The following is a 16,062-nucleotide window of genomic DNA, read 5'->3' on the forward strand; positions in this document are numbered from 1 at the left end:
AACACAGGGAGGGCCGGTCACCATCAGGTGACCGGCCCTCCCCGGAGTATTGGCTCAGAGCGTCAGCTCTGGCTCACTTCTCGACCTTCTGGGCGGCGGCGCCGCCGGCGGGGGCGAAGCCCGCGGCCTCGGCGTCCTCGGCGCTGGCGAACCAGACCTCGGCGACCGTGGCGTCGTACCAGCGCGAGCCGGGAACGTGGTACTTCATGGAGTCCTCGTTGCCCTTGACCAGGTGGTCGTCGTCGGGAGCGTCCGTGGCGCCCTCCTCGAGACGGACCGCGCCGGCGTACTCGGCCTTGTCAGCCTTGTCAGCCTTGTCGGCCTTCTCCTCAGCCTTCTCGGTCGTGGCCTTCTTCTCGGCCTTGTCCTCGTCGGCGACAGCCTTCTGGGCGGCCTTCTTAGCGGTGGCGACCGCGTCCTCCACGATCTCCTTGCGGGCAACCGGCTCCAGCACCAGGGAGATGACCGCCATGGGGGCGTTGTCGCCCTTGCGGGGGGTCGTCTTGATGATGCGGGTGTAACCGCCCTCGCGGCCCTCGAACTTGGGGGCGAGCTCCTCGAAGAGGCGGTAGACGGCGTACTTGTCCGTCACCTTCTTCAGCACAGTGCGGCGGGCGTGCAGGTCACCGCGCTTGCCCTTGGTGATGAGCTTCTCGACGTAGGGACGCAGGCGACGAGCGCGAGCCTCCGTGGTCTTGATCGACTCGTGAACGATGAGCTGCGTGGCCAGGTTGGCGAGCAGGTGACGCTCGTGCTGGGCGCTGCCGCCCAGACGGGGACCCTTAGTGGGGCGAGGCATGGTTGTCTCCTAGGTGAATAACGAGCCGGCTCAGGCCTGGGTCTCGTCGCTGAACGTGGGGTTGGCGTAGTCGTCGTCCGAGACGTAGTCGACCGGGGAGCCCTTGAGGGAGAGCCCCAGCTCGGCCAGCTTGTCCTTGATCTCGGAGATGGACTTGGCGCCGAAGTTACGGATGTCGAGCAGGTCGGCCTCGCTGCGCGAGACGAGCTCACCGACGGTGTGGATGCCCTCGCGCTTGAGGGCGTTGGAGGAGCGGGCCTGCAGGTCGAGCTCGTCGATCATGAGGGCCAGGTCCTGCTGGAAGGCCTCGTCGATCGGCGAGGGGCCGACCTCGATGCCTTCGGCCTCGACGTTGAGCTCACGGGCCAGGCCGAAGAGCTCCACGAGGGTCTTACCGGCCGAGGCCAGGGCGTCACGCGGGGTGATGGAGGACTTGGTCTCGACGTCGACGATGAGACGGTCGAAGTCGGTGCGCTGCTCCACACGGGTGGCCTCGACGGAGTAGGAGACCTTCTTGACCGGCGAGTAGATCGAGTCCACCGGGATGCGGGAGATCTCCGCGTTGGGGTCCTTGTTCTGGTTGGCGGAGACGTAGCCGCGGCCGCGCTCGACCGTCAGCTCGATCTCCAACTTGCCCTTCTCGTTGAGAGTGGCGATGACCAGATCGGGGTTGTGGATCTCGACGCCGGCCGGCGGGGTGATGTCACCGGCGGTGACCTCGCTCGGACCGGACTTGCGCAGGTACATGACGACCGGCTCGTCGTTCTCCGAGGACAGGACGATCTCCTTGATGTTGAGGATGATCTGAGCGACATCCTCCTTGACCCCGGGGATCGTGCGGAACTCGTGGGGCACCCCGTCGATGCGGACGCTGGTCACGGCCGCCCCCGGGATGGAGGACAGCAGCGTGCGGCGCAGGGAGTTGCCGAGCGTGTAGCCGAAGCCGGGCTCGAGGGGCTCGAGTACGAAGCGCGAGCGGCGGTCCTCGACCACGACCTCCTCGGTGAGCGTGGGTCGCTGTGCAATGAGCACGTGGTTTCCTTTCGTCGCGGCGCCCGCTATATGACGCCGTTCCTCATGGGTGGAGCAGCCGGCCCGACTGGGCCGGCCCTACTCCGCGTCCCGCCGTGGGAGCGGAACGTGGTGAGACGACGACGCAGCAACCGGCTGCGCCGTCGTCCCCTTAAAGCTCAGACGCGACGGCGCTTGGGCGGACGGCAGCCGTTGAAGGCCTGGGGGGTGACGTCGGTGATCGAGCCGACCTCGAGGCCGGCGGCCTGGAGGGAGCGGATCGCGGTCTCGCGGCCGGAGCCGGGACCCTTGACGAAGACGTCAACCTTCTTCATGCCGTGCTCCTGGGCGCGCCGGGCGGCGGCCTCGGCGGCGAGCTGGGCGGCGTAGGGGGTCGACTTGCGCGAGCCCTTGAAGCCGACCTGGCCGGAGGAGCACCAGGCGATGACGGCGCCCTGCGGGTCCGTCAGCGAGACGATGGTGTTGTTGAAGGTGGACTTGATGTAGGCGTGACCGTGGGTAACGTTCTTGCGGTCCTTGCGGCGCGTCTTGCGCGCGGCGGCGCGGGTCTTGGGAGGCATTCTTCCTTCTTCGTGATGAGGTCGTCACTGCGCCCTGCGCTGGGCGGGGCGCGAGCTGCTGCTTACTTGGCCTTCTTCTTACCGGCCACGGTGCGCTTGGGGCCCTTGCGGGTACGCGCGTTGGTCTTGGTGCGCTGACCGTGCACCGGCAGGTGGCGGCGGTGGCGCAGGCCCTGGTAGCAGCCGATCTCGATCTTGCGGCGGATGTCCGCCTGAACCTCACGACGCAGGTCACCCTCAACCTGGTAGTTGCCGTCGATGTGGGTGCGGAGCTTGACCAGCTCCTCCTCGGTGAGGTCCTTGACGCGGGTGTCGGGGTTGACGCCCGTCGCCTTCAGGGTCTCGTCCGCGCGGGTGCGTCCGATCCCGAAGATGTAGGTGAGTGCGATCTCGACTCGCTTCTCGCGAGGCAGGTCGACACCGGAAATGCGTGCCACGGTGTGGTTCTCCTGTGTGCTCCCGGAGGTCGTCACCCATCTCCCCCACCTCGCCTGGTGGCCCCGGCCTCCGAGAACCGGGGGTTGCGGACCCGCGGTGCGGGTGCGCTGGGATGGGTGCTGGAAAGGGCCGTCCAGCTCTCTGGGCGGCCCGGCGCCGGGGACTCAGCCCTGACGCTGCTTGTGCCGCGGGTTCTCGCAGATGACCATGACGCGGCCGTGGCGACGAATCACCTTGCAGCTGTCACAGATCTTCTTGACGCTCGGCTTGACCTTCATGATGTTCCTCCGCCGGCTCTGAGAGCCGACATGTCACTTGTACCGGTAGACGATTCGGCCGCGGGACAGGTCGTAGGGGCTCAGCTCCACGACCACCCGGTCCTCGGGGAGGATGCGGATGTAGTGCTGCCGCATCTTTCCGGAGATGTGCGCGAGCACGACGTGCCCGTTGCTCAGCTCCACCCGGAACATCGCGTTCGGAAGGGCCTCGACGACCGATCCCTCGACCTCGATGACTCCGTCCTTCTTAGCCATGTTCCTCCATCGGTGCTTTCTCGCTCGAGTTCACCCCGACGACGTCGCCGCCGGGCAGTCGCGGTCGCCGTTGCGCAGGCCCACCGCGGGCGGGTCCCCGTTGCCAGGGTCGTGAATGCGGTATGAGGGCATGCGTCATCGACGGACGCGCGTCCAGCGGATAACTTTACGGCAGACGGCCCGGGCTCCACCATGCCAGATGGCGCGATCACGCGGTGTTTCCTGACACACCGCAGGCGCGTGCGTCGTCGAGGACGCACCCCCGCAGCAGTTCCCGCATCAGCGACTCAGCCCAGCGCCTTGGGCTCGATGCCGTAGGGGGCCAGGCCCTCGGCTCCGCCGTCGGGCGCGGTGAGGACCCAGACACCGCCGGGGACGATGGCCACGGTGTGCTCCCACTGGGCGGCGTGGGAGCCGTCCCGGGTGACGACGGTCCAGCCGTCGTCGAGCTCGCGGGTGGCCGGGCTGCCAGCGGTGAGCATGGGCTCGATGGCCAGCACCATGCCGGGGCGCAGGCGGGGGCCGCGCCGTTTGACGGAGTAGTTGAGGACGTCGGGGGCCATGTGCATGCTCGTGCCGATACCGTGGCCGACGTACTCCTGAAGGATCCCCAGCTCGTGGCCCTCCCGCTCGGCCACCTCCGCGACAACGGTCTCGACGGCGTCGCCGACCGCGTTGAGGCACAGCTGGCGCCCCCGCCCCTCCCCCGCTGCGGCGCGGGCGACGGCGGCAATGGCCTCCCACAGGGCCTGCCGGGTGGTGGTATCCACGAGCCGGTCGGTCTCGCTCAGGTAGGTCCCGCCGACGACAGTGGTGAAGGCGGCGTCGCCGTGCCACTGAGTGCCGTCCTCGTCGACGATGTAGGCGCCGCAGTCGAAGGTGACCAGGTCGCCGTCGGCCAGAACCCGCTCACCGGGGATGCCGTGGACAACCTCCTCGTTGACCGAGATGCACACGGTGGCCGGGTAGTCGTAGTAGCCCAGGAAGTTGGAGTGGGCGCCGGCGGCCTTGATGACCCCAGCCGAGACGGCGTCGAGCTCGGCGGTGGTGATGCCGGCGCGCACCGCCTCGCGCAAGGCGGCGTGGATGTCGGCGACGACGAGCCCGGCCCGGCGCATGAGACGAACCTGCTCCGGCGTCTTGATCTGGATCTGTTCGCGTGAGAGCACGGGTGCCTCCTGGGGTCGTGTGTAGCGGGCTGGGCCTGGGGCGGTTCCGGCTCCCCCGTCAGGGACGGGGACGGGCCGGAGCATGCGCAGGCGGGTCGTCCGCGTGAGCAGACGACCCGCCGGTGAGCGTGGGCTTCAGGAGCCGGTGATGCCGCGGGAGGCGAGGGCCTCCATGATGCGGCCGGTGACGACGTCGATCTCGCCCATGCCGTCGACCTGAACCAGCAGGTCGCGCTCGGCGTAGAGCCCGGCCAGCGGCGCCGTGGACTCGGCGTAGACCTCGAGGCGGCGGCGGATGACCGGCTCGGTGTCGTCGGCGCGCCCCTGCTCGCCGGCCCGCTTGAGCAGGCGGGCGACGACGGCCTCGGCGTCGGCGGTAATCTCGACGACGACGTCGAGGGCCAGGCCCGAGGCCTTCAGCATGGAGTCGAGCTCTCCGACCTGGGCCGTGGTGCGCGGGTAGCCGTCCAGGAGGAATCCGTTCTCACAGTCGGCCTGGGCGATGCGGTCGGCCACCATGGCGTTGGTGATGGAGTCGGGGACGTACTCGCCCTTGTCCATGTAGGCCTTGGCCTGGGTGCCGAGCTCGGTGGCGCCGGCGACGTTGGCGCGGAAGATGTCTCCGGTGGAGATGGCCGGGATGTTCAGGCGCTCGGCGATCCGGGCGGCCTGGGTGCCCTTACCCGCTCCGGGGGGACCGAGAAGAACCATGCGTGCGCTCATGACAAGAACCCTTCGTAGTGACGCTGCTGCAGCTGGGAGTTGACTTCCTTGACGGTCTGGAGGCCCACACCCACCATGATGAGGATAGTGGTTCCACCGAAGGGCAGGTGCTGAGCCAGGTCCAGCCAGATGACGGCGAGCGTCGGGATGAGGGCGAGGACCACCAGGTAGATGGAGCCGGCCGTCGTAATGCGGTTGATGACGTAGGACAGGTAGCGCACGGTGGGCTCGCCGGCGCGGATGCCGGGGATGAAGCCGCCGTAGCGCTTCATGTTGTCCGCGATCTCCTCGGCGTCGAAGGTGATGGCCGTGTAGAAGAAGGCGAAGAACAGGATGAGGACGCCGTAGGCGGTCAGATAGATCGGGCTCGTCTGCTGCAGGTTGGTCAGAATCCACTGCACCCACTTGCTCGTCTGGTTTCCGAAGCCGGCGATGAGCTGGGGCATGGCCAGGATCGAGGAGGCGAAGATGACGGGGATGACGCCGGCGGTGTTGATCTTGACCGGGATGTAGGTGGTCGAGCCGCCGTACTGGCGACGCCCGATCATCCGCTTGGCGTACTGCACGGGGATGCGCCTCTGGGCCTGCTCGATGTACACGACCGCGAGGGTGGCCAGGAGGACGACGGCCACGATGATGGCGAAGTTGGCCGCGCCGTTGTTGCCTCCGGCGATGGAGAACATGTTGGAGGGGAACTGGGCCACGATGGAGGTGAAGATGAGCAGCGACATGCCGTTGCCGATGCCGCGCTCGGTGATGAGCTCACCCAGCCACATGATGAGGCCGGTGCCGGCGGTCATGGTGATGATGATGAGCAGCGGGGTGACGATCGAGTCGCCGGCGATGATGTGCTGGGCCCTGGCGCACCCCTGGAAGAGCTGACCGCTCTTGGCCGTGGCCACGATGGTGCTGGACTGCAGCAGTCCCAGGCCGATGGTGAGGTAGCGGGTGTACTCGGTGAGTTTGGCGGTGCCCGCCTGCCCCTCCTTGTGGAGCTCCTCGAAGCGGGGGATGACGACCCGCAGGAGCTGGATGATGATGGAGGCGGTGATGTAGGGCATGATGCCCAGCGCGAAGACGCTCAGCTGGAGCAGCGCACCACCGGAGAAGACGTTGACCAGGCTGAGGAGGTTCTGGTCCTTGCCGGCCTCCCCGATGCAGTACTTGGCGTTGGCCAGGTTGACGCCGGGCGCCGGCAGGATCGACCCGAGCCGGAACAGGGCCATGATGCCGAGGGTGAAGAGCAGCTTCGCCCTGAGGTCTGGCGTTCTGAACGCCTGAGTGAACGCGCTGAGCACTCGATCTCCTGTGGACTCGGGGGTGGGTTCGGCCTTGCGGGCAGCAAGGCGGAGCGCAGGGGAACTGCGCCCGGCCCAGACTACCCCGCCGAGCTCGCCACCTGGGCGCTGAGATGGGCTTGCAACGTGGCTGGGGTGCGGGTTTTCTCACGTCTCGTCCCGGTGTGGTTGCCCGGGGTGATCCAAGGCACCCGGCCGCAAGTGCGCAGGAGCCGCCGTGCGGTGCGACGCCCGCGCGCGACAGACCCCGGCGGCCCAGGTTTCCCTGGACCGCCGGGGTCTGTGATGTCGCTACTCGTCAGGGCCGCGCCGTCGGGGTGTCACCACCCGTGCCGGGCTCGGCCCGACGACGTTCAGCGCGTGGCGATGGTGCCGCCGGCGGCCTCGATCTTCTCCTTGGCGGAGCCGGACCAGGCGTCGACCGTGAGCGTCAGGGCCACGGTGACGTCGCCGCCGCCGAGAACCTTGACGAGCTGGTTCTTGCGAACCGCACCCTTGGCGACGAGGTCCTCCACGGTCACCGTGCCGCCCTCGGGGAACAGCTCGGCGATGCGGCCGACGTTCACGGGCTGGAACTCGACCCGGTTGGGGTTGCGGAAGCCGCGCAGCTTGGGAAGACGCATGTGCAGCGGCATCTGGCCACCCTCGAAACCAGGACGGACCTGGTAACGAGCCTTGGTGCCCTTGGTACCGCGACCGGCGGTCTTACCCTTGGACGCCTCACCACGACCCACGCGGGTCTTGGCCTTCTTGGCGCCGGGGGCGGGACGCAGGTGGTGCAGCTTGACGACGCGCACCTTCTCCTCCTGCGTGTTCTCGGTGTCAGCCATCTCAGACCTCCTCAACGGTGACCAGGTGGTGCACCGTGGCAATCAGGCCGCGCACGCTGGGGCTGTCCTCGCGCACGACGGACTGGCGGATCTTGCGCAGACCCAGGGTCTTGAGGGACTCGCGCTGGCGGTGGGTGCCCCCGATGCCAGAGCGGACCTGAGTGACCTTGAGCTGCTTGGTCATCTGCTTCGATGCGGACTCAGCCATCACGCACCCACTCCTTCAGCGGCCTTCTCGGCCTCCTGCTTCTCAGCCTGAGCGCGCTTGTCGGCCTCGCCCTCGGCGCGGGCCCGCAGCATGGACTGCGGGGCGACGTCCTCCAGGGGCAGGCCACGGCGGGCCGCAACGGCCTCGGGCTGCTCCAGCTGCTTGAGGGCGTCCACCGTGGCGTGCACGATGTTGATCGCGTTGGAGGAGCCCAGCGACTTGGACAGGATGTCGTGGACACCGGCGCAGTCCAGCACGGCGCGCACCGGACCGCCGGCGATAACACCGGTACCGGGGGACGCCGGGCGCAGGAGGACGACTCCGGCGGAGTCCTCACCCTGGACCAGGTGCGGGATGGTGCGGCGGATCATCGGGACGTGGAAGAAGTTCTTCTTCGCGATCTCGACGGCCTTGGCGATGGCGGAGGGAACTTCCTTCGCCTTGCCGTAGCCCACGCCGACGGTGCCCTCACCGTCACCGACGACCACGAGGGCCGTGAAGGTGAAACGGCGGCCGCCCTTGACGACCTTGGACACGCGGTTGATGGTGACGACGCGCTCGATGTACTTGTCGTCGTTGCCGCGACCACGGTCGCGGCGGTCGTTGTTGCGGTCGCGGCGGCCGCGGCCCTCGCCCCGGCGCTCGTCGTTCTCGCGCTGGGCCGAGCCGTCGGACGACGCGGACCTGTCTCGCTGCGGTGCAGCCATCAGATGTTCCTCTGCTTTCTCGTCGTCTTAGTGCTCACAGCTTCAGGCCGCCCTCACGGGCGCCCTCGGCGACGGCCGCGACACGGCCGTGGTACTTGTTGCCGCCGCGGTCGAACACGACTGCCTCGATGCCCAGCGCCTTGGCGCGCTCGGCGATGAGCTCGCCGACCTTGTGGGCGGCGCCCACCTTGTGGCCCTCGACGCCCTTGGCGGCCTCCTCCAAGGTGGAGGCGGCGCACAGGGTGTGGCCGATGGTGTCGTCCACGACCTGAGCCACCATGTGGCGGTTGGACCGGGTGACCACCAGGCGGGGACGCTCGGGCGTGCCGGAGATGTGCTTGCGCACGCGCTGGTGACGGATCTTGCGGGCGATGGCGCGGGGGTTGCCCTTGCCCCTCTTGATCGAGTAAGCCATGGTCACTTACCAGCCTTTCCGACCTTGCGGCGCACGTTCTCGCCGGCGTAGCGCACGCCCTTGCCCTTGTAGGGCTCCGGCGGACGGATCTTGCGAATGTTCGCCGCGACCTCGCCGACCTGCTCCTTGGAGATACCGGAGACGGTGATCTTCAGGTTGCCGTCAACCGTGAAGGTGATGCCCTCGGGGGGCTCAACGGTCACGGTGTGAGAGAAGCCGAGGGAGAGCTCGATGCTCTGGCCCTTGGCGGCGACGCGGTAACCGGTGCCGACGATCTCGAGCTGCTTGGAGTAGCCCTCGGTGACGCCGATCACCATGTTGTTGATGAGGGTGCGCGACAGTCCGTGCAGCGAGCGCGAGCGGCGCTCGTCGTCGGGGCGCGTGACCAGGATGGAGCCGTCCTCCTGGCGGGTGACGCTCAGGGGCTCGCTGATCGTGCGGGACAGGGTGCCCTTGGGGCCCTTGACCGTCACGTCCTGGCCGTCGATGGTGACGTCCACTCCGGCAGGAACCGGAACGGGGAGCCGTCCAATACGAGACATGGTTTTCCTCCGTTCCTTCTCTTACCAGACGTAGGCGAGGACTTCGCCGCCCACGCCACGCGACTCGGCCTGCTTGTCGGTCAGGAGGCCGGAGGAGGTGGACAGGATCGCCACTCCCAGGCCGCCGAGGACCTTGGGCAGGTTGGTGGACTTGGCGTAGACGCGCAGGCCGGGCTTGGAGATCCGGCGCAGGCCCTGGATGGCCCGCTGGCGGTTGGCTCCGTACTTGAGGCTCAGCGTGAGCGTCTTGCCGACCTCGGCGTCCGTGACCTCGTAGCCGGCGATGTAGCCCTCGGCCTTGAGCATCTCGGCGATGTTCACCTTGAGCTTGCTCGACGGCATCGACACGGTGTCGTGGTAGGCGCTGTTTGCGTTGCGCAGACGGGTCAGCATGTCTGCGATGGGGTCTGTCATTGTCATGAGTGGGCCTTAGCCCTTCCTCGTCGTGGTTTCCTCAGCGGACCTGCGACGTAAGTTCTTACCAGCTGGACTTGCTCACGCCCGGGAGCTCGCCGCGAAGGGCCATCTCACGCAGGCAGATACGGCACAGGCCGAACTTGCGGTAGACCGAGTGCGGGCGGCCGCAGCGCTGGCAGCGCGTGTAGGCACGGACACCGAACTTGGGCTTGCGGTTCGCCTTCTCAATCAGTGCGGTCTTCGCCATCTCACTTCTCCTTGAAGGGGAAGCCGAGCTGCTTGAGCAGCGAGCGGGCCTCCTCGTCGGTCTTGGCCGTGGTCACCACGGTGATGTCCATGCCGCGGACGCGGTCGATCTGGTCCTGGTCGATCTCGTGGAAGACAGCCTGCTCGGTCAGACCGAAGGTGTAGTTGCCGTTCCCGTCGAACTGCTTGGGGCTCAGACCGCGGAAGTCGCGGATACGGGGCAGCGAGATCGAGACCAGACGGTCCAGGAACTCCCACATGCGGTCGCCGCGCAGCGTGGAGTGCGCGCCGATCGGCATACCCTCACGCAGCTTGAACTGCGCGATGGACTTGCGGGCCCGGGTGACCTGGGGCTTCTGGCCGGTGATGGCGGCGAGGTCGCGCACGGCTCCCTCGATCATCTTGGAGTCGTGGGCGGCCTCGCCCACACCCATGTTGACGACAACCTTGACGACGCGCCCGACCTCCATCACGTTGCCGTGCTGGAACTCCTTGAGCAGGGCGGGGCGCACCTCCTCGGTGTACTTCGTCTTGAGACGGGGGGTGGTCTTCTCAGCCATGGTCACAGGTCCTCCCCGCTCTTCTTGGCGTAACGCACGCGGACGGTGCGCTTGCGGCCGTCGGGACGCACGCCCTCCTCGACTCGGAAGCCCACGCGGGTGCGCTTCTTCGTCTTGGGGTCGACGAGCATGACGTTGGAGGCGTGGATGGGCGCCTCAACGGTCTCGATGCCGCCGGTGCGGGCGCCCTGCTGGGACTGCCCCACCTTGGTGTGCTTGGTCACGCGCTGGACGCCCTCGACGATGACACGGTCAGTGCCCTTGAGGACCTCCAGAACGCGGCCGGTCTTGCCCTTGTCCTTACCGGCGATGACGATGACCTGGTCGCCCTTCTTGATGCGTGCCATGTTCAGATCACCTCCGGGGCGAGCGAGACGATGCGCATGAACTTCTTCTCACGAAGCTCACGGCCGACGGGGCCGAAGATGCGCGTACCGCGCGGCTCCCCATCGTTCTTGAGGATGACGGCGGCGTTCTCGTCGAAGCGGATGTATGAGCCGTCGGGACGACGACGCTCCTTGCGGGCACGCACGACGACGGCCTTGACGACCTCGCCCTTCTTCACGTTGCCGCCGGGAATGGCGTCCTTGACGGTGGCGACGATCGTGTCGCCGATACCCGCATAGCGCCGACCCGATCCACCGAGAACACGGATGCAAAGGATCTCCTTGGCACCGGTGTTGTCGGCGACCTTCAGTCGCGACTCCTGCTGGATCATTGAGTGTTCTCCTGTCGTCGAGCCGGTTCTCAGGAAGCTCCTGAGCCTGGCCGAACGTTCTTCTGGTCTTGCACACGTCTCCCCCGGCCGCAGGCCGCACGATGCTGACCCAGGGATAGGGGATTCCCGCGGTACGTTGTCCCGACAGACACAGGCGCATACTGCACGAGGTCTCTGCCGGGCGCACCGAGGGCGCGCGCAACTCCGTTAGCCTAGTCCAGCCGCCGCATCACGCGGAACCTGAGATGACCAGCCCGCCCTGTGCCTTTGCTCACCGGCTTTTCCCGGGCCTCCCCCACCGGCACCCCGAAGCACCTGGCCGTCCTGTCAGCCCCTGATCGACAACGTACCTGCCCGCCGAGGACTGCGTTGCCCCCCAGACGACTGGGGTACGACCATCGTCCTTTGGGGGAACAGGACGTCCCCGTCGCACACCGCAGTCCCCGATCCGCTACTTGACTGTCGGCCGTGATTGACAGGACCCGCCGTCAACAACGCCGACGCCGCAGCCTCCCGGGTGGGATGCTGCGGCGTCGGTGGCCGTCTCGACGTCGTCGAGGACGGCGTTCAGCCGAGGGTCACTTGGCGCGCTCGAGGATCTCCAGGAGGCGGAAGTGCTTGGTGGCGCTCAGCGGGCGGGTCTCCATGATGGAAACGAGATCGCCGACGCCGGCCTCGTTGTTCTCGTCGTGGACCTTGACCTTCTTGGAGCGACGGAGGACCTTGCCGTACAGGGAGTGCTTGTAGCGCTCCTCGACGAGGACGACAACCGTCTTGTCCATCTTGTCGGAGACGACGTAGCCGCGACGCACCTTGCGCTGGGGGCGCTCGGTGGACTGCTCGACGTTCTCAGTGCTGGTCTGCTCGCTCACTTGGACTCCTCCGTGCTCGGGGCGGTGCGAATACCGAGCTCACGCTCGCGCACGATCGTGTAGATGCGGGCGATGTCGCGACGCACAGCCTTGAGACGTCCGTGGTCCTCGAGCTGGCCGGTCGCCGAGGCGAACCGGAGGTTGAACAGCTCGGCCTTGGCCTTGGAGAGCTCCTCGGAGAGGCGCTCGTTGTCCATGCCGTCGAGGTCGGCGGGGGTCAGGCCCTTGGAACCGATTGCCATCAGACGTCACCACCCTCACGAGTCACGAAACGGGTCTTCATCGGAAGCTTGTGCTGTGCGCGGCGCATGGCCTCGCGGGCGAGGGCCTCATCGACACCGCCGAGCTCGAACAGGATGCGTCCGGGCTTGACGTTGGCGATCCACCACTCAGGTGCACCCTTACCGGAACCCATACGGGTCTCGGCGGGCTTCTTGGTCAGGGGGCGGTCCGGGAAGATGTTGATCCACACCTTGCCGCCACGCTTGATGTGGCGGGTCATGGCGATACGGGCCGCCTCGATCTGGCGGTTGGTGATGTAGGCGGGCTCGAGGGCCTGGATGCCGTACTCACCGAAGGCGATCTGGTTGCCGCCCTTGGAAAGGCCCGTGCGGTGCGGGCGGTGCTGCTTGCGGAACTTGGTCCGGCGGGGGATGAGCACGGCTCAGGCCTCCGTTCCCTGGTCTGCGGCAGCGGTCTCGGCGGCCGGCGTCTGCTCGGCGGCCTGCTGCTGCTCGGTGTTCTGACGCGAACCGCGCTCGCCGCGGTCGCCACGACGGCCGCCGCGGCGCTCGCCCCGGCCCCGGCCACGCGAGCCGGACTCGGCCTGCTGGCGGGCGAACTCGCGCTCGGTGATGTCGCCCTTGTAGATCCACACCTTGACGCCGAGGCGGCCGAAGGTGGTCTTGGCCTCGTAGAAGCCGTAGTCGATGTTCGCGCGCAGGGTGTGCAGCGGCACGCGCCCCTCGCGGTAGAACTCGCTGCGGCTCATCTCAGCGCCGCCCAGGCGGCCGGAGCACTGCACCCGGATGCCCTTGGCGCCAGCGCGCATCGCGGACTGCATGCCCTTGCGCATAGCGCGACGGAAGGACACGCGGGAGGCGAGCTGCTCGGCGATACCCTGGGCGACCAGCTGGGCGTCCAGGTCGGGGCTCTTGACCTCGAGGATGTTGAGCTGGACCTGCTTGCCGGTCAGCTTCTCGAGCTGACCGCGCAGGCGCTCGGCCTCGGCCCCACGGCGACCGATGACGATGCCGGGACGGGCGGTGTGCAGGTCGACGCGCACGCGGTCACGAGTGCGCTCGATGTCGACCTTGGAGATACCGGCCCGCTCCATGCCGTCCTCCATGAGGCGGCGGATCTTGACATCCTCCTCCACGAAGTCGCGGTAACGCTGACCGGGCTTGGTGGAGTCGGCGAACCAGCGCGAGCGGTGGTCCGTGGTGATGCCCAGGCGGAACCCGGTCGGGTTGACCTTCTGCCCCATTACCGGGCTCCTTCCTTCGTTGCGGCGTCGGACTTGTCCCCGACGATGACGGTGATGTGGCTGGTCCGCTTGAGGATCCTGCTGGCCCGGCCCTGTGCACGGGGACGGAACCGCTTCAGGGTGGGACCCTCGTCGGCGAACGCCTCGATGATGAACAGGTCGTTCTCGTCGAAACGCTCACCGTCACGCTCAGCCTTGAACCGGGCGTTGGCGATTGCGGACTCGAGGACCTTGCGCACCGGCACCGCAGCGGCCTGCGGGGCGAATCGGAGCACGTTGACGGCCTCGACAGCGCGCTTGCCGCGGACGACGTCCACGACCCGGCGCGCCTTCATCGGCGTGCAGCGCACGTACTTGGCCTGCGCCTTGGCTTCCATGTTCTCTGCCTCTCAAACTTTCCGACGTCCGTCAGCGACGCGACTTGCGGTCGTCCTTGACGTGCCCGCGGAAGGTGCGGGTCGGAGCGAACTCACCGAGCTTGTGGCCCACCATGGACTCGGTAACGAAGACCGGCACGTGCTTGCGACCGTCGTGGACGGCGAAGGTGTGCCCCAGGAAGTCCGGCGTGATGACCGAACGGCGGGACCAGGTCTTAATGACGTTCTTGGTGCCCTTCTCGTTCTGAGCGTCCACCTTCTTAAGGAGGTGGTCGTCGACGAAGGGACCCTTCTTCAGACTACGCGGCATGATTCAGGCTCCTATCAGCGCTTCTTGCCGGTCCGACGACGACGCACGATGAGGCGGTCGCTGGACTTGTTGGGACGGCGGGTGCGGCCCTCGGGCTTGCCCCACGGCGAGACGGGGTGACGACCACCGGAGGTCTTGCCCTCACCACCACCGTGCGGGTGGTCCACCGGGTTCATGACGACACCGCGGACGGTCGGGCGCACGCCCTTCCAGCGCATACGGCCGGCCTTGCCCCAGTTGATGTTGGACTGCTCGGCGTTGCCGACCTCGCCGATGGTGGCGCGGCAGGCGGCCTCCACGTTGCGGATCTCCCCGGAGGGCATGCGCAGCTGCGCGTACTTGCCCTCCTTGGCGACCAGCTGAACGGAGGTGCCGGCGCTGCGAGCGATCTTGGCCCCGCCACCGGGACGCAGCTCGACCGCGTGGACGACCGTACCGGTGGGGATGTGACGCAGCTGCAGGTTGTTGCCGGGCTTGATGTCGGCGCTGGGGCCGGCCTCGACGACGTCGCCCTGACGGAGCTTGTTCGGGGCGATGATGTAGCGCTTCTCGCCGTCCATGTAGTGCAGCAGGGCGATGCGCGCGGTGCGGTTGGGGTCGTACTCGATGTGAGCGACCTTCGCGGGCACGCCGTCCTTGTCGTGACGACGGAAGTCGATGAGACGGTAGGCGCGCTTGTGGCCACCACCCTTGTGGCGGGTAGTGATACGACCGGAGGAGTTACGTCCACCGGACTTGCTCAGCGGGCGCACCAGCGACTTCTCGGGCGTGCTGCGCGTGATCTCCACGAAGTCGGCCACGGAGGAGCCGCGACGACCCGGGGTCGTGGGCTTGTACTTACGGATTCCCATATCGATCCTTTACCTTCCGTGGCGCACTAGGCCACATCACCGAAGATGTCGATGGTCCCCTCGCGCAGGGTGACGATCGCACGGCGGGTGTCCTTGGACTTGCCGATCCCGGTGCGGGTGCGGTGCGTCTTGCCCTTGCGGTTGATGGTGTTCACCGAGGAGACCTTGACATCGAAGATGGCCTCAACGGCCTGCTTGATCTCGGTCTTGTTGGAACCCGGCGCCACGATGAACGTGTACTGGCCACGGTCCATGCAGGCGTAGGACTTCTCGGAGACCACCGGCGCGATGATGACGTCGCGGGGGTTCTTGGACTTCTCGAGGCTCACTTGGACTCCTCCTCACCCTTGCCCAGGAACGCGTCCAGGCCAGAGGCCGTGAAGACGACGTCGTCGGACTTGAGGACGTCGTAGGTGTTGAGCTGGTCGGCCCACAGGACGTGCGCCTCGGGGGCGTTGCGCAGGCTGAGCCTGGACAGGTCGTCCTGACGGTCCACAATCACCAGGGCCTTGCGGTCGGTGAGGTTGCGCAGCGCGACCAGGGCGTTCTTGGTGGAGGGCACCGTGGTGGTGACGAACTCGGTGATGACGTGGACGCGGCCGTTGCGGGCGCGGTCGGACAGGGCGCTGCGCAGGGCGGCGGCCTTCATTTTCTTGGGGGTCCGCTGGGTGTAGTCGCGCGGCTGCGGGCCATGGACGGTGCCACCGCCGACGAACTGCGGGGCGCGGGTCGAGCCCTGGCGGGCGCGGCCGGTGCCCTTCTGGCGGTAGGGCTTGCGGCCACCGCCGCGGACGTCGCCGCGGGTCTTGGTGGCGTGGGTGCCCTGGCGGGCCGCGGCCAGCTGGCCGACGACCACCTGGTGCATGAGCGGAATGTTGAGGGGGGCGTCGAAGACCTCGGCGGGCAGCTCGACGCTGCCGGTCTTCTTGCCCGCGGAGTCGACGACGTCGACGGTGAGTGCCTCAGTCATG

At 67.6% G+C, this 16,062-nt stretch carries 28 protein-coding genes; all 28 read right to left on the reverse strand.

The genetic code is table 11. The features are described from left to right. Window positions 1–73: 73 nt before the first annotated feature. Window positions 74–799, reverse strand: a complete 726-nt coding sequence (rplQ, locus tag FK267_RS04055; RefSeq protein WP_141406395.1) for a 50S ribosomal protein L17, sunset domain variant — start codon at window positions 797–799, stop codon at window positions 74–76. Between the two features lie 30 nt (window positions 800–829). Continuing rightward, entirely contained in the window at window positions 830–1,831 is a 1,002-nt protein-coding gene (locus FK267_RS04060) for a DNA-directed RNA polymerase subunit alpha (protein ID WP_003789324.1), read from the reverse strand. Between the two features lie 158 nt (window positions 1,832–1,989). Continuing rightward, entirely contained in the window at window positions 1,990–2,391 is a 402-nt protein-coding gene (gene rpsK, locus FK267_RS04065; protein WP_003781888.1) for a 30S ribosomal protein S11, read from the reverse strand. A gap of 62 nt (window positions 2,392–2,453) precedes the next feature. After that, window positions 2,454–2,828 carry a 30S ribosomal protein S13 gene (gene rpsM, locus FK267_RS04070; protein WP_010614542.1) on the reverse strand — a complete coding sequence of 125 codons (375 nt, stop codon included), beginning with the start codon at window positions 2,826–2,828 and terminating at the stop codon, window positions 2,454–2,456. 165 nt (window positions 2,829–2,993) lie between these two features. Next, window positions 2,994–3,107, reverse strand: a complete 114-nt coding sequence (gene rpmJ, locus FK267_RS04075; RefSeq protein ID WP_003781903.1) for a 50S ribosomal protein L36 — start codon at window positions 3,105–3,107, stop codon at window positions 2,994–2,996. Window positions 3,108–3,140: 33 nt separating this feature from the next. After that, entirely contained in the window at window positions 3,141–3,362 is a 222-nt protein-coding gene (gene infA, locus FK267_RS04080; protein ID WP_003781847.1) for a translation initiation factor IF-1, read from the reverse strand. A 287-nt stretch (window positions 3,363–3,649) separates the two neighbouring features. Then, the gene (gene map / locus FK267_RS04085; protein ID WP_075378882.1) at window positions 3,650–4,531 is read right to left on the reverse strand and encodes a type I methionyl aminopeptidase; all 882 of its coding nucleotides are present in this window, start codon (window positions 4,529–4,531) and stop codon (window positions 3,650–3,652) included. A gap of 135 nt (window positions 4,532–4,666) precedes the next feature. After that, window positions 4,667–5,254, reverse strand: coding sequence for an adenylate kinase (locus tag FK267_RS04090; RefSeq protein WP_198498102.1), 588 nt, complete (start codon window positions 5,252–5,254; stop codon window positions 4,667–4,669). After that, window positions 5,251–6,552 carry a preprotein translocase subunit SecY gene (secY, locus tag FK267_RS04095; RefSeq protein WP_070511607.1) on the reverse strand — a complete coding sequence of 434 codons (1,302 nt, stop codon included), beginning with the start codon at window positions 6,550–6,552 and terminating at the stop codon, window positions 5,251–5,253. Before secY ends, FK267_RS04090 begins: the two co-directional genes overlap by 4 nt. 353 nt (window positions 6,553–6,905) lie before the next feature. Beyond that, window positions 6,906–7,382 (reverse strand): 50S ribosomal protein L15, encoded by a 477-nt coding sequence (rplO, locus tag FK267_RS04100; RefSeq protein ID WP_003789315.1) that lies wholly within the window; start codon window positions 7,380–7,382, stop codon window positions 6,906–6,908. Between the two features lies 1 nt (window position 7,383). After that, a complete protein-coding gene (gene rpmD / locus FK267_RS04105; protein WP_009396392.1) occupies window positions 7,384–7,590 on the reverse strand; it encodes a 50S ribosomal protein L30 in 207 nt (68 codons plus the stop codon). After that, entirely contained in the window at window positions 7,590–8,297 is a 708-nt protein-coding gene (gene rpsE, locus FK267_RS04110; protein ID WP_003789310.1) for a 30S ribosomal protein S5, read from the reverse strand. Before rpsE ends, rpmD begins: the two co-directional genes overlap by 1 nt. A 34-nt stretch (window positions 8,298–8,331) precedes the next feature. Beyond that, on the reverse strand, window positions 8,332–8,712 hold the full coding sequence (gene rplR, locus FK267_RS04115; protein WP_003789309.1) for a 50S ribosomal protein L18: 381 nt from the start codon (window positions 8,710–8,712) through the stop codon (window positions 8,332–8,334). 2 nt (window positions 8,713–8,714) lie between these two features. Further along, window positions 8,715–9,254: a 50S ribosomal protein L6 gene (rplF, locus tag FK267_RS04120; protein ID WP_003789306.1), complete on the reverse strand. Its 540-nt coding sequence runs from the start codon at window positions 9,252–9,254 to the stop codon at window positions 8,715–8,717. A 21-nt stretch (window positions 9,255–9,275) separates the two neighbouring features. Beyond that, entirely contained in the window at window positions 9,276–9,674 is a 399-nt protein-coding gene (gene rpsH, locus FK267_RS04125; protein ID WP_003789305.1) for a 30S ribosomal protein S8, read from the reverse strand. 58 nt (window positions 9,675–9,732) lie between these two features. Next, entirely contained in the window at window positions 9,733–9,918 is a 186-nt protein-coding gene (locus FK267_RS04130) for a type Z 30S ribosomal protein S14 (protein WP_003781856.1), read from the reverse strand. 1 nt (window position 9,919) lies between these two features. After that, window positions 9,920–10,477, reverse strand: a complete 558-nt coding sequence (gene rplE / locus FK267_RS04135; protein ID WP_009396382.1) for a 50S ribosomal protein L5 — start codon at window positions 10,475–10,477, stop codon at window positions 9,920–9,922. Window positions 10,478–10,479: 2 nt separating this feature from the next. Then, window positions 10,480–10,824, reverse strand: a complete 345-nt coding sequence (rplX, locus tag FK267_RS04140) for a 50S ribosomal protein L24 (protein WP_003781892.1) — start codon at window positions 10,822–10,824, stop codon at window positions 10,480–10,482. Window positions 10,825–10,826: 2 nt separating this feature from the next. Then, complete coding sequence (gene rplN / locus FK267_RS04145) at window positions 10,827–11,195, reverse strand: 50S ribosomal protein L14 (RefSeq protein WP_003781898.1); 369 nt, start codon at window positions 11,193–11,195, stop codon at window positions 10,827–10,829. A gap of 578 nt (window positions 11,196–11,773) precedes the next feature. After that, window positions 11,774–12,067 (reverse strand): 30S ribosomal protein S17, encoded by a 294-nt coding sequence (gene rpsQ, locus FK267_RS04150; RefSeq protein ID WP_003789301.1) that lies wholly within the window; start codon window positions 12,065–12,067, stop codon window positions 11,774–11,776. Further along, window positions 12,064–12,309 (reverse strand): 50S ribosomal protein L29, encoded by a 246-nt coding sequence (gene rpmC / locus FK267_RS04155; RefSeq protein WP_009403578.1) that lies wholly within the window; start codon window positions 12,307–12,309, stop codon window positions 12,064–12,066. Before rpmC ends, rpsQ begins: the two co-directional genes overlap by 4 nt. Next, window positions 12,309–12,728 carry a 50S ribosomal protein L16 gene (gene rplP / locus FK267_RS04160; RefSeq protein ID WP_003781881.1) on the reverse strand — a complete coding sequence of 140 codons (420 nt, stop codon included), beginning with the start codon at window positions 12,726–12,728 and terminating at the stop codon, window positions 12,309–12,311. Before rplP ends, rpmC begins: the two co-directional genes overlap by 1 nt. 3 nt (window positions 12,729–12,731) lie before the next feature. Further along, on the reverse strand, window positions 12,732–13,553 hold the full coding sequence (gene rpsC / locus FK267_RS04165) for a 30S ribosomal protein S3 (protein ID WP_003789299.1): 822 nt from the start codon (window positions 13,551–13,553) through the stop codon (window positions 12,732–12,734). Next, window positions 13,553–13,930 carry a 50S ribosomal protein L22 gene (rplV, locus tag FK267_RS04170; protein WP_003789298.1) on the reverse strand — a complete coding sequence of 126 codons (378 nt, stop codon included), beginning with the start codon at window positions 13,928–13,930 and terminating at the stop codon, window positions 13,553–13,555. The genes rpsC and rplV overlap by 1 nt, the downstream gene beginning before the upstream one ends. A 31-nt stretch (window positions 13,931–13,961) precedes the next feature. Further along, complete coding sequence (rpsS, locus tag FK267_RS04175) at window positions 13,962–14,240, reverse strand: 30S ribosomal protein S19 (protein WP_003786073.1); 279 nt, start codon at window positions 14,238–14,240, stop codon at window positions 13,962–13,964. Between the two features lie 14 nt (window positions 14,241–14,254). Further along, a complete protein-coding gene (gene rplB, locus FK267_RS04180; RefSeq protein ID WP_009747234.1) occupies window positions 14,255–15,091 on the reverse strand; it encodes a 50S ribosomal protein L2 in 837 nt (278 codons plus the stop codon). A gap of 26 nt (window positions 15,092–15,117) precedes the next feature. Continuing rightward, window positions 15,118–15,420, reverse strand: a complete 303-nt coding sequence (gene rplW / locus FK267_RS04185) for a 50S ribosomal protein L23 (RefSeq protein ID WP_003786064.1) — start codon at window positions 15,418–15,420, stop codon at window positions 15,118–15,120. After that, complete coding sequence (gene rplD / locus FK267_RS04190) at window positions 15,417–16,061, reverse strand: 50S ribosomal protein L4 (RefSeq protein ID WP_009403568.1); 645 nt, start codon at window positions 16,059–16,061, stop codon at window positions 15,417–15,419. Before rplD ends, rplW begins: the two co-directional genes overlap by 4 nt. Between the last annotated feature and the right edge of the window lies 1 nt (window position 16,062).

The organism is Actinomyces oris (genome assembly GCF_006546825.1).
Classification (GTDB): Bacteria; Actinomycetota; Actinomycetes; order Actinomycetales; family Actinomycetaceae; genus Actinomyces; species Actinomyces oris.

What these genes read in the sequence shown, in the direction of transcription:
- rpsH (WP_003789305.1), bottom strand. Translation starts at nt 9,674, where the DNA reads ATGACAATGACAGACCCCATCGCAGACATGCTGACCCGTCTGCGCAAC.
- rplQ (WP_141406395.1), bottom strand. Translation starts at nt 799, where the DNA reads ATGCCTCGCCCCACTAAGGGTCCCCGTCTGGGCGGCAGCGCCCAGCAC.
- rplN (WP_003781898.1), bottom strand. Translation starts at nt 11,195, where the DNA reads ATGATCCAGCAGGAGTCGCGACTGAAGGTCGCCGACAACACCGGTGCC.
- rpmD (WP_009396392.1), bottom strand. Translation starts at nt 7,590, where the DNA reads ATGGCTGAGTCCGCATCGAAGCAGATGACCAAGCAGCTCAAGGTCACT.
- rplX (WP_003781892.1), bottom strand. Translation starts at nt 10,824, where the DNA reads ATGGCACGCATCAAGAAGGGCGACCAGGTCATCGTCATCGCCGGTAAG.
- rplE (WP_009396382.1), bottom strand. Translation starts at nt 10,477, where the DNA reads ATGGCTGAGAAGACCACCCCCCGTCTCAAGACGAAGTACACCGAGGAG.
- rpmC (WP_009403578.1), bottom strand. Translation starts at nt 12,309, where the DNA reads ATGGCAATCGGTTCCAAGGGCCTGACCCCCGCCGACCTCGACGGCATG.
- rplF (WP_003789306.1), bottom strand. Translation starts at nt 9,254, where the DNA reads ATGTCTCGTATTGGACGGCTCCCCGTTCCGGTTCCTGCCGGAGTGGAC.
- rplB (WP_009747234.1), bottom strand. Translation starts at nt 15,091, where the DNA reads ATGGGAATCCGTAAGTACAAGCCCACGACCCCGGGTCGTCGCGGCTCC.
- FK267_RS04090 (WP_198498102.1), bottom strand. Translation starts at nt 5,254, where the DNA reads ATGAGCGCACGCATGGTTCTTCTCGGTCCCCCCGGAGCGGGTAAGGGC.
- rplD (WP_009403568.1), bottom strand. Translation starts at nt 16,061, where the DNA reads ATGACTGAGGCACTCACCGTCGACGTCGTCGACTCCGCGGGCAAGAAG.
- rpsE (WP_003789310.1), bottom strand. Translation starts at nt 8,297, where the DNA reads ATGGCTGCACCGCAGCGAGACAGGTCCGCGTCGTCCGACGGCTCGGCC.
- rpmJ (WP_003781903.1), bottom strand. Translation starts at nt 3,107, where the DNA reads ATGAAGGTCAAGCCGAGCGTCAAGAAGATCTGTGACAGCTGCAAGGTG.
- rplV (WP_003789298.1), bottom strand. Translation starts at nt 13,930, where the DNA reads ATGGAAGCCAAGGCGCAGGCCAAGTACGTGCGCTGCACGCCGATGAAG.
- rpsS (WP_003786073.1), bottom strand. Translation starts at nt 14,240, where the DNA reads ATGCCGCGTAGTCTGAAGAAGGGTCCCTTCGTCGACGACCACCTCCTT.
- rplR (WP_003789309.1), bottom strand. Translation starts at nt 8,712, where the DNA reads ATGGCTTACTCGATCAAGAGGGGCAAGGGCAACCCCCGCGCCATCGCC.
- FK267_RS04130 (WP_003781856.1), bottom strand. Translation starts at nt 9,918, where the DNA reads ATGGCGAAGACCGCACTGATTGAGAAGGCGAACCGCAAGCCCAAGTTC.
- infA (WP_003781847.1), bottom strand. Translation starts at nt 3,362, where the DNA reads ATGGCTAAGAAGGACGGAGTCATCGAGGTCGAGGGATCGGTCGTCGAG.
- rpsC (WP_003789299.1), bottom strand. Translation starts at nt 13,553, where the DNA reads ATGGGGCAGAAGGTCAACCCGACCGGGTTCCGCCTGGGCATCACCACG.
- rpsK (WP_003781888.1), bottom strand. Translation starts at nt 2,391, where the DNA reads ATGCCTCCCAAGACCCGCGCCGCCGCGCGCAAGACGCGCCGCAAGGAC.
- rplO (WP_003789315.1), bottom strand. Translation starts at nt 7,382, where the DNA reads ATGGCTGACACCGAGAACACGCAGGAGGAGAAGGTGCGCGTCGTCAAG.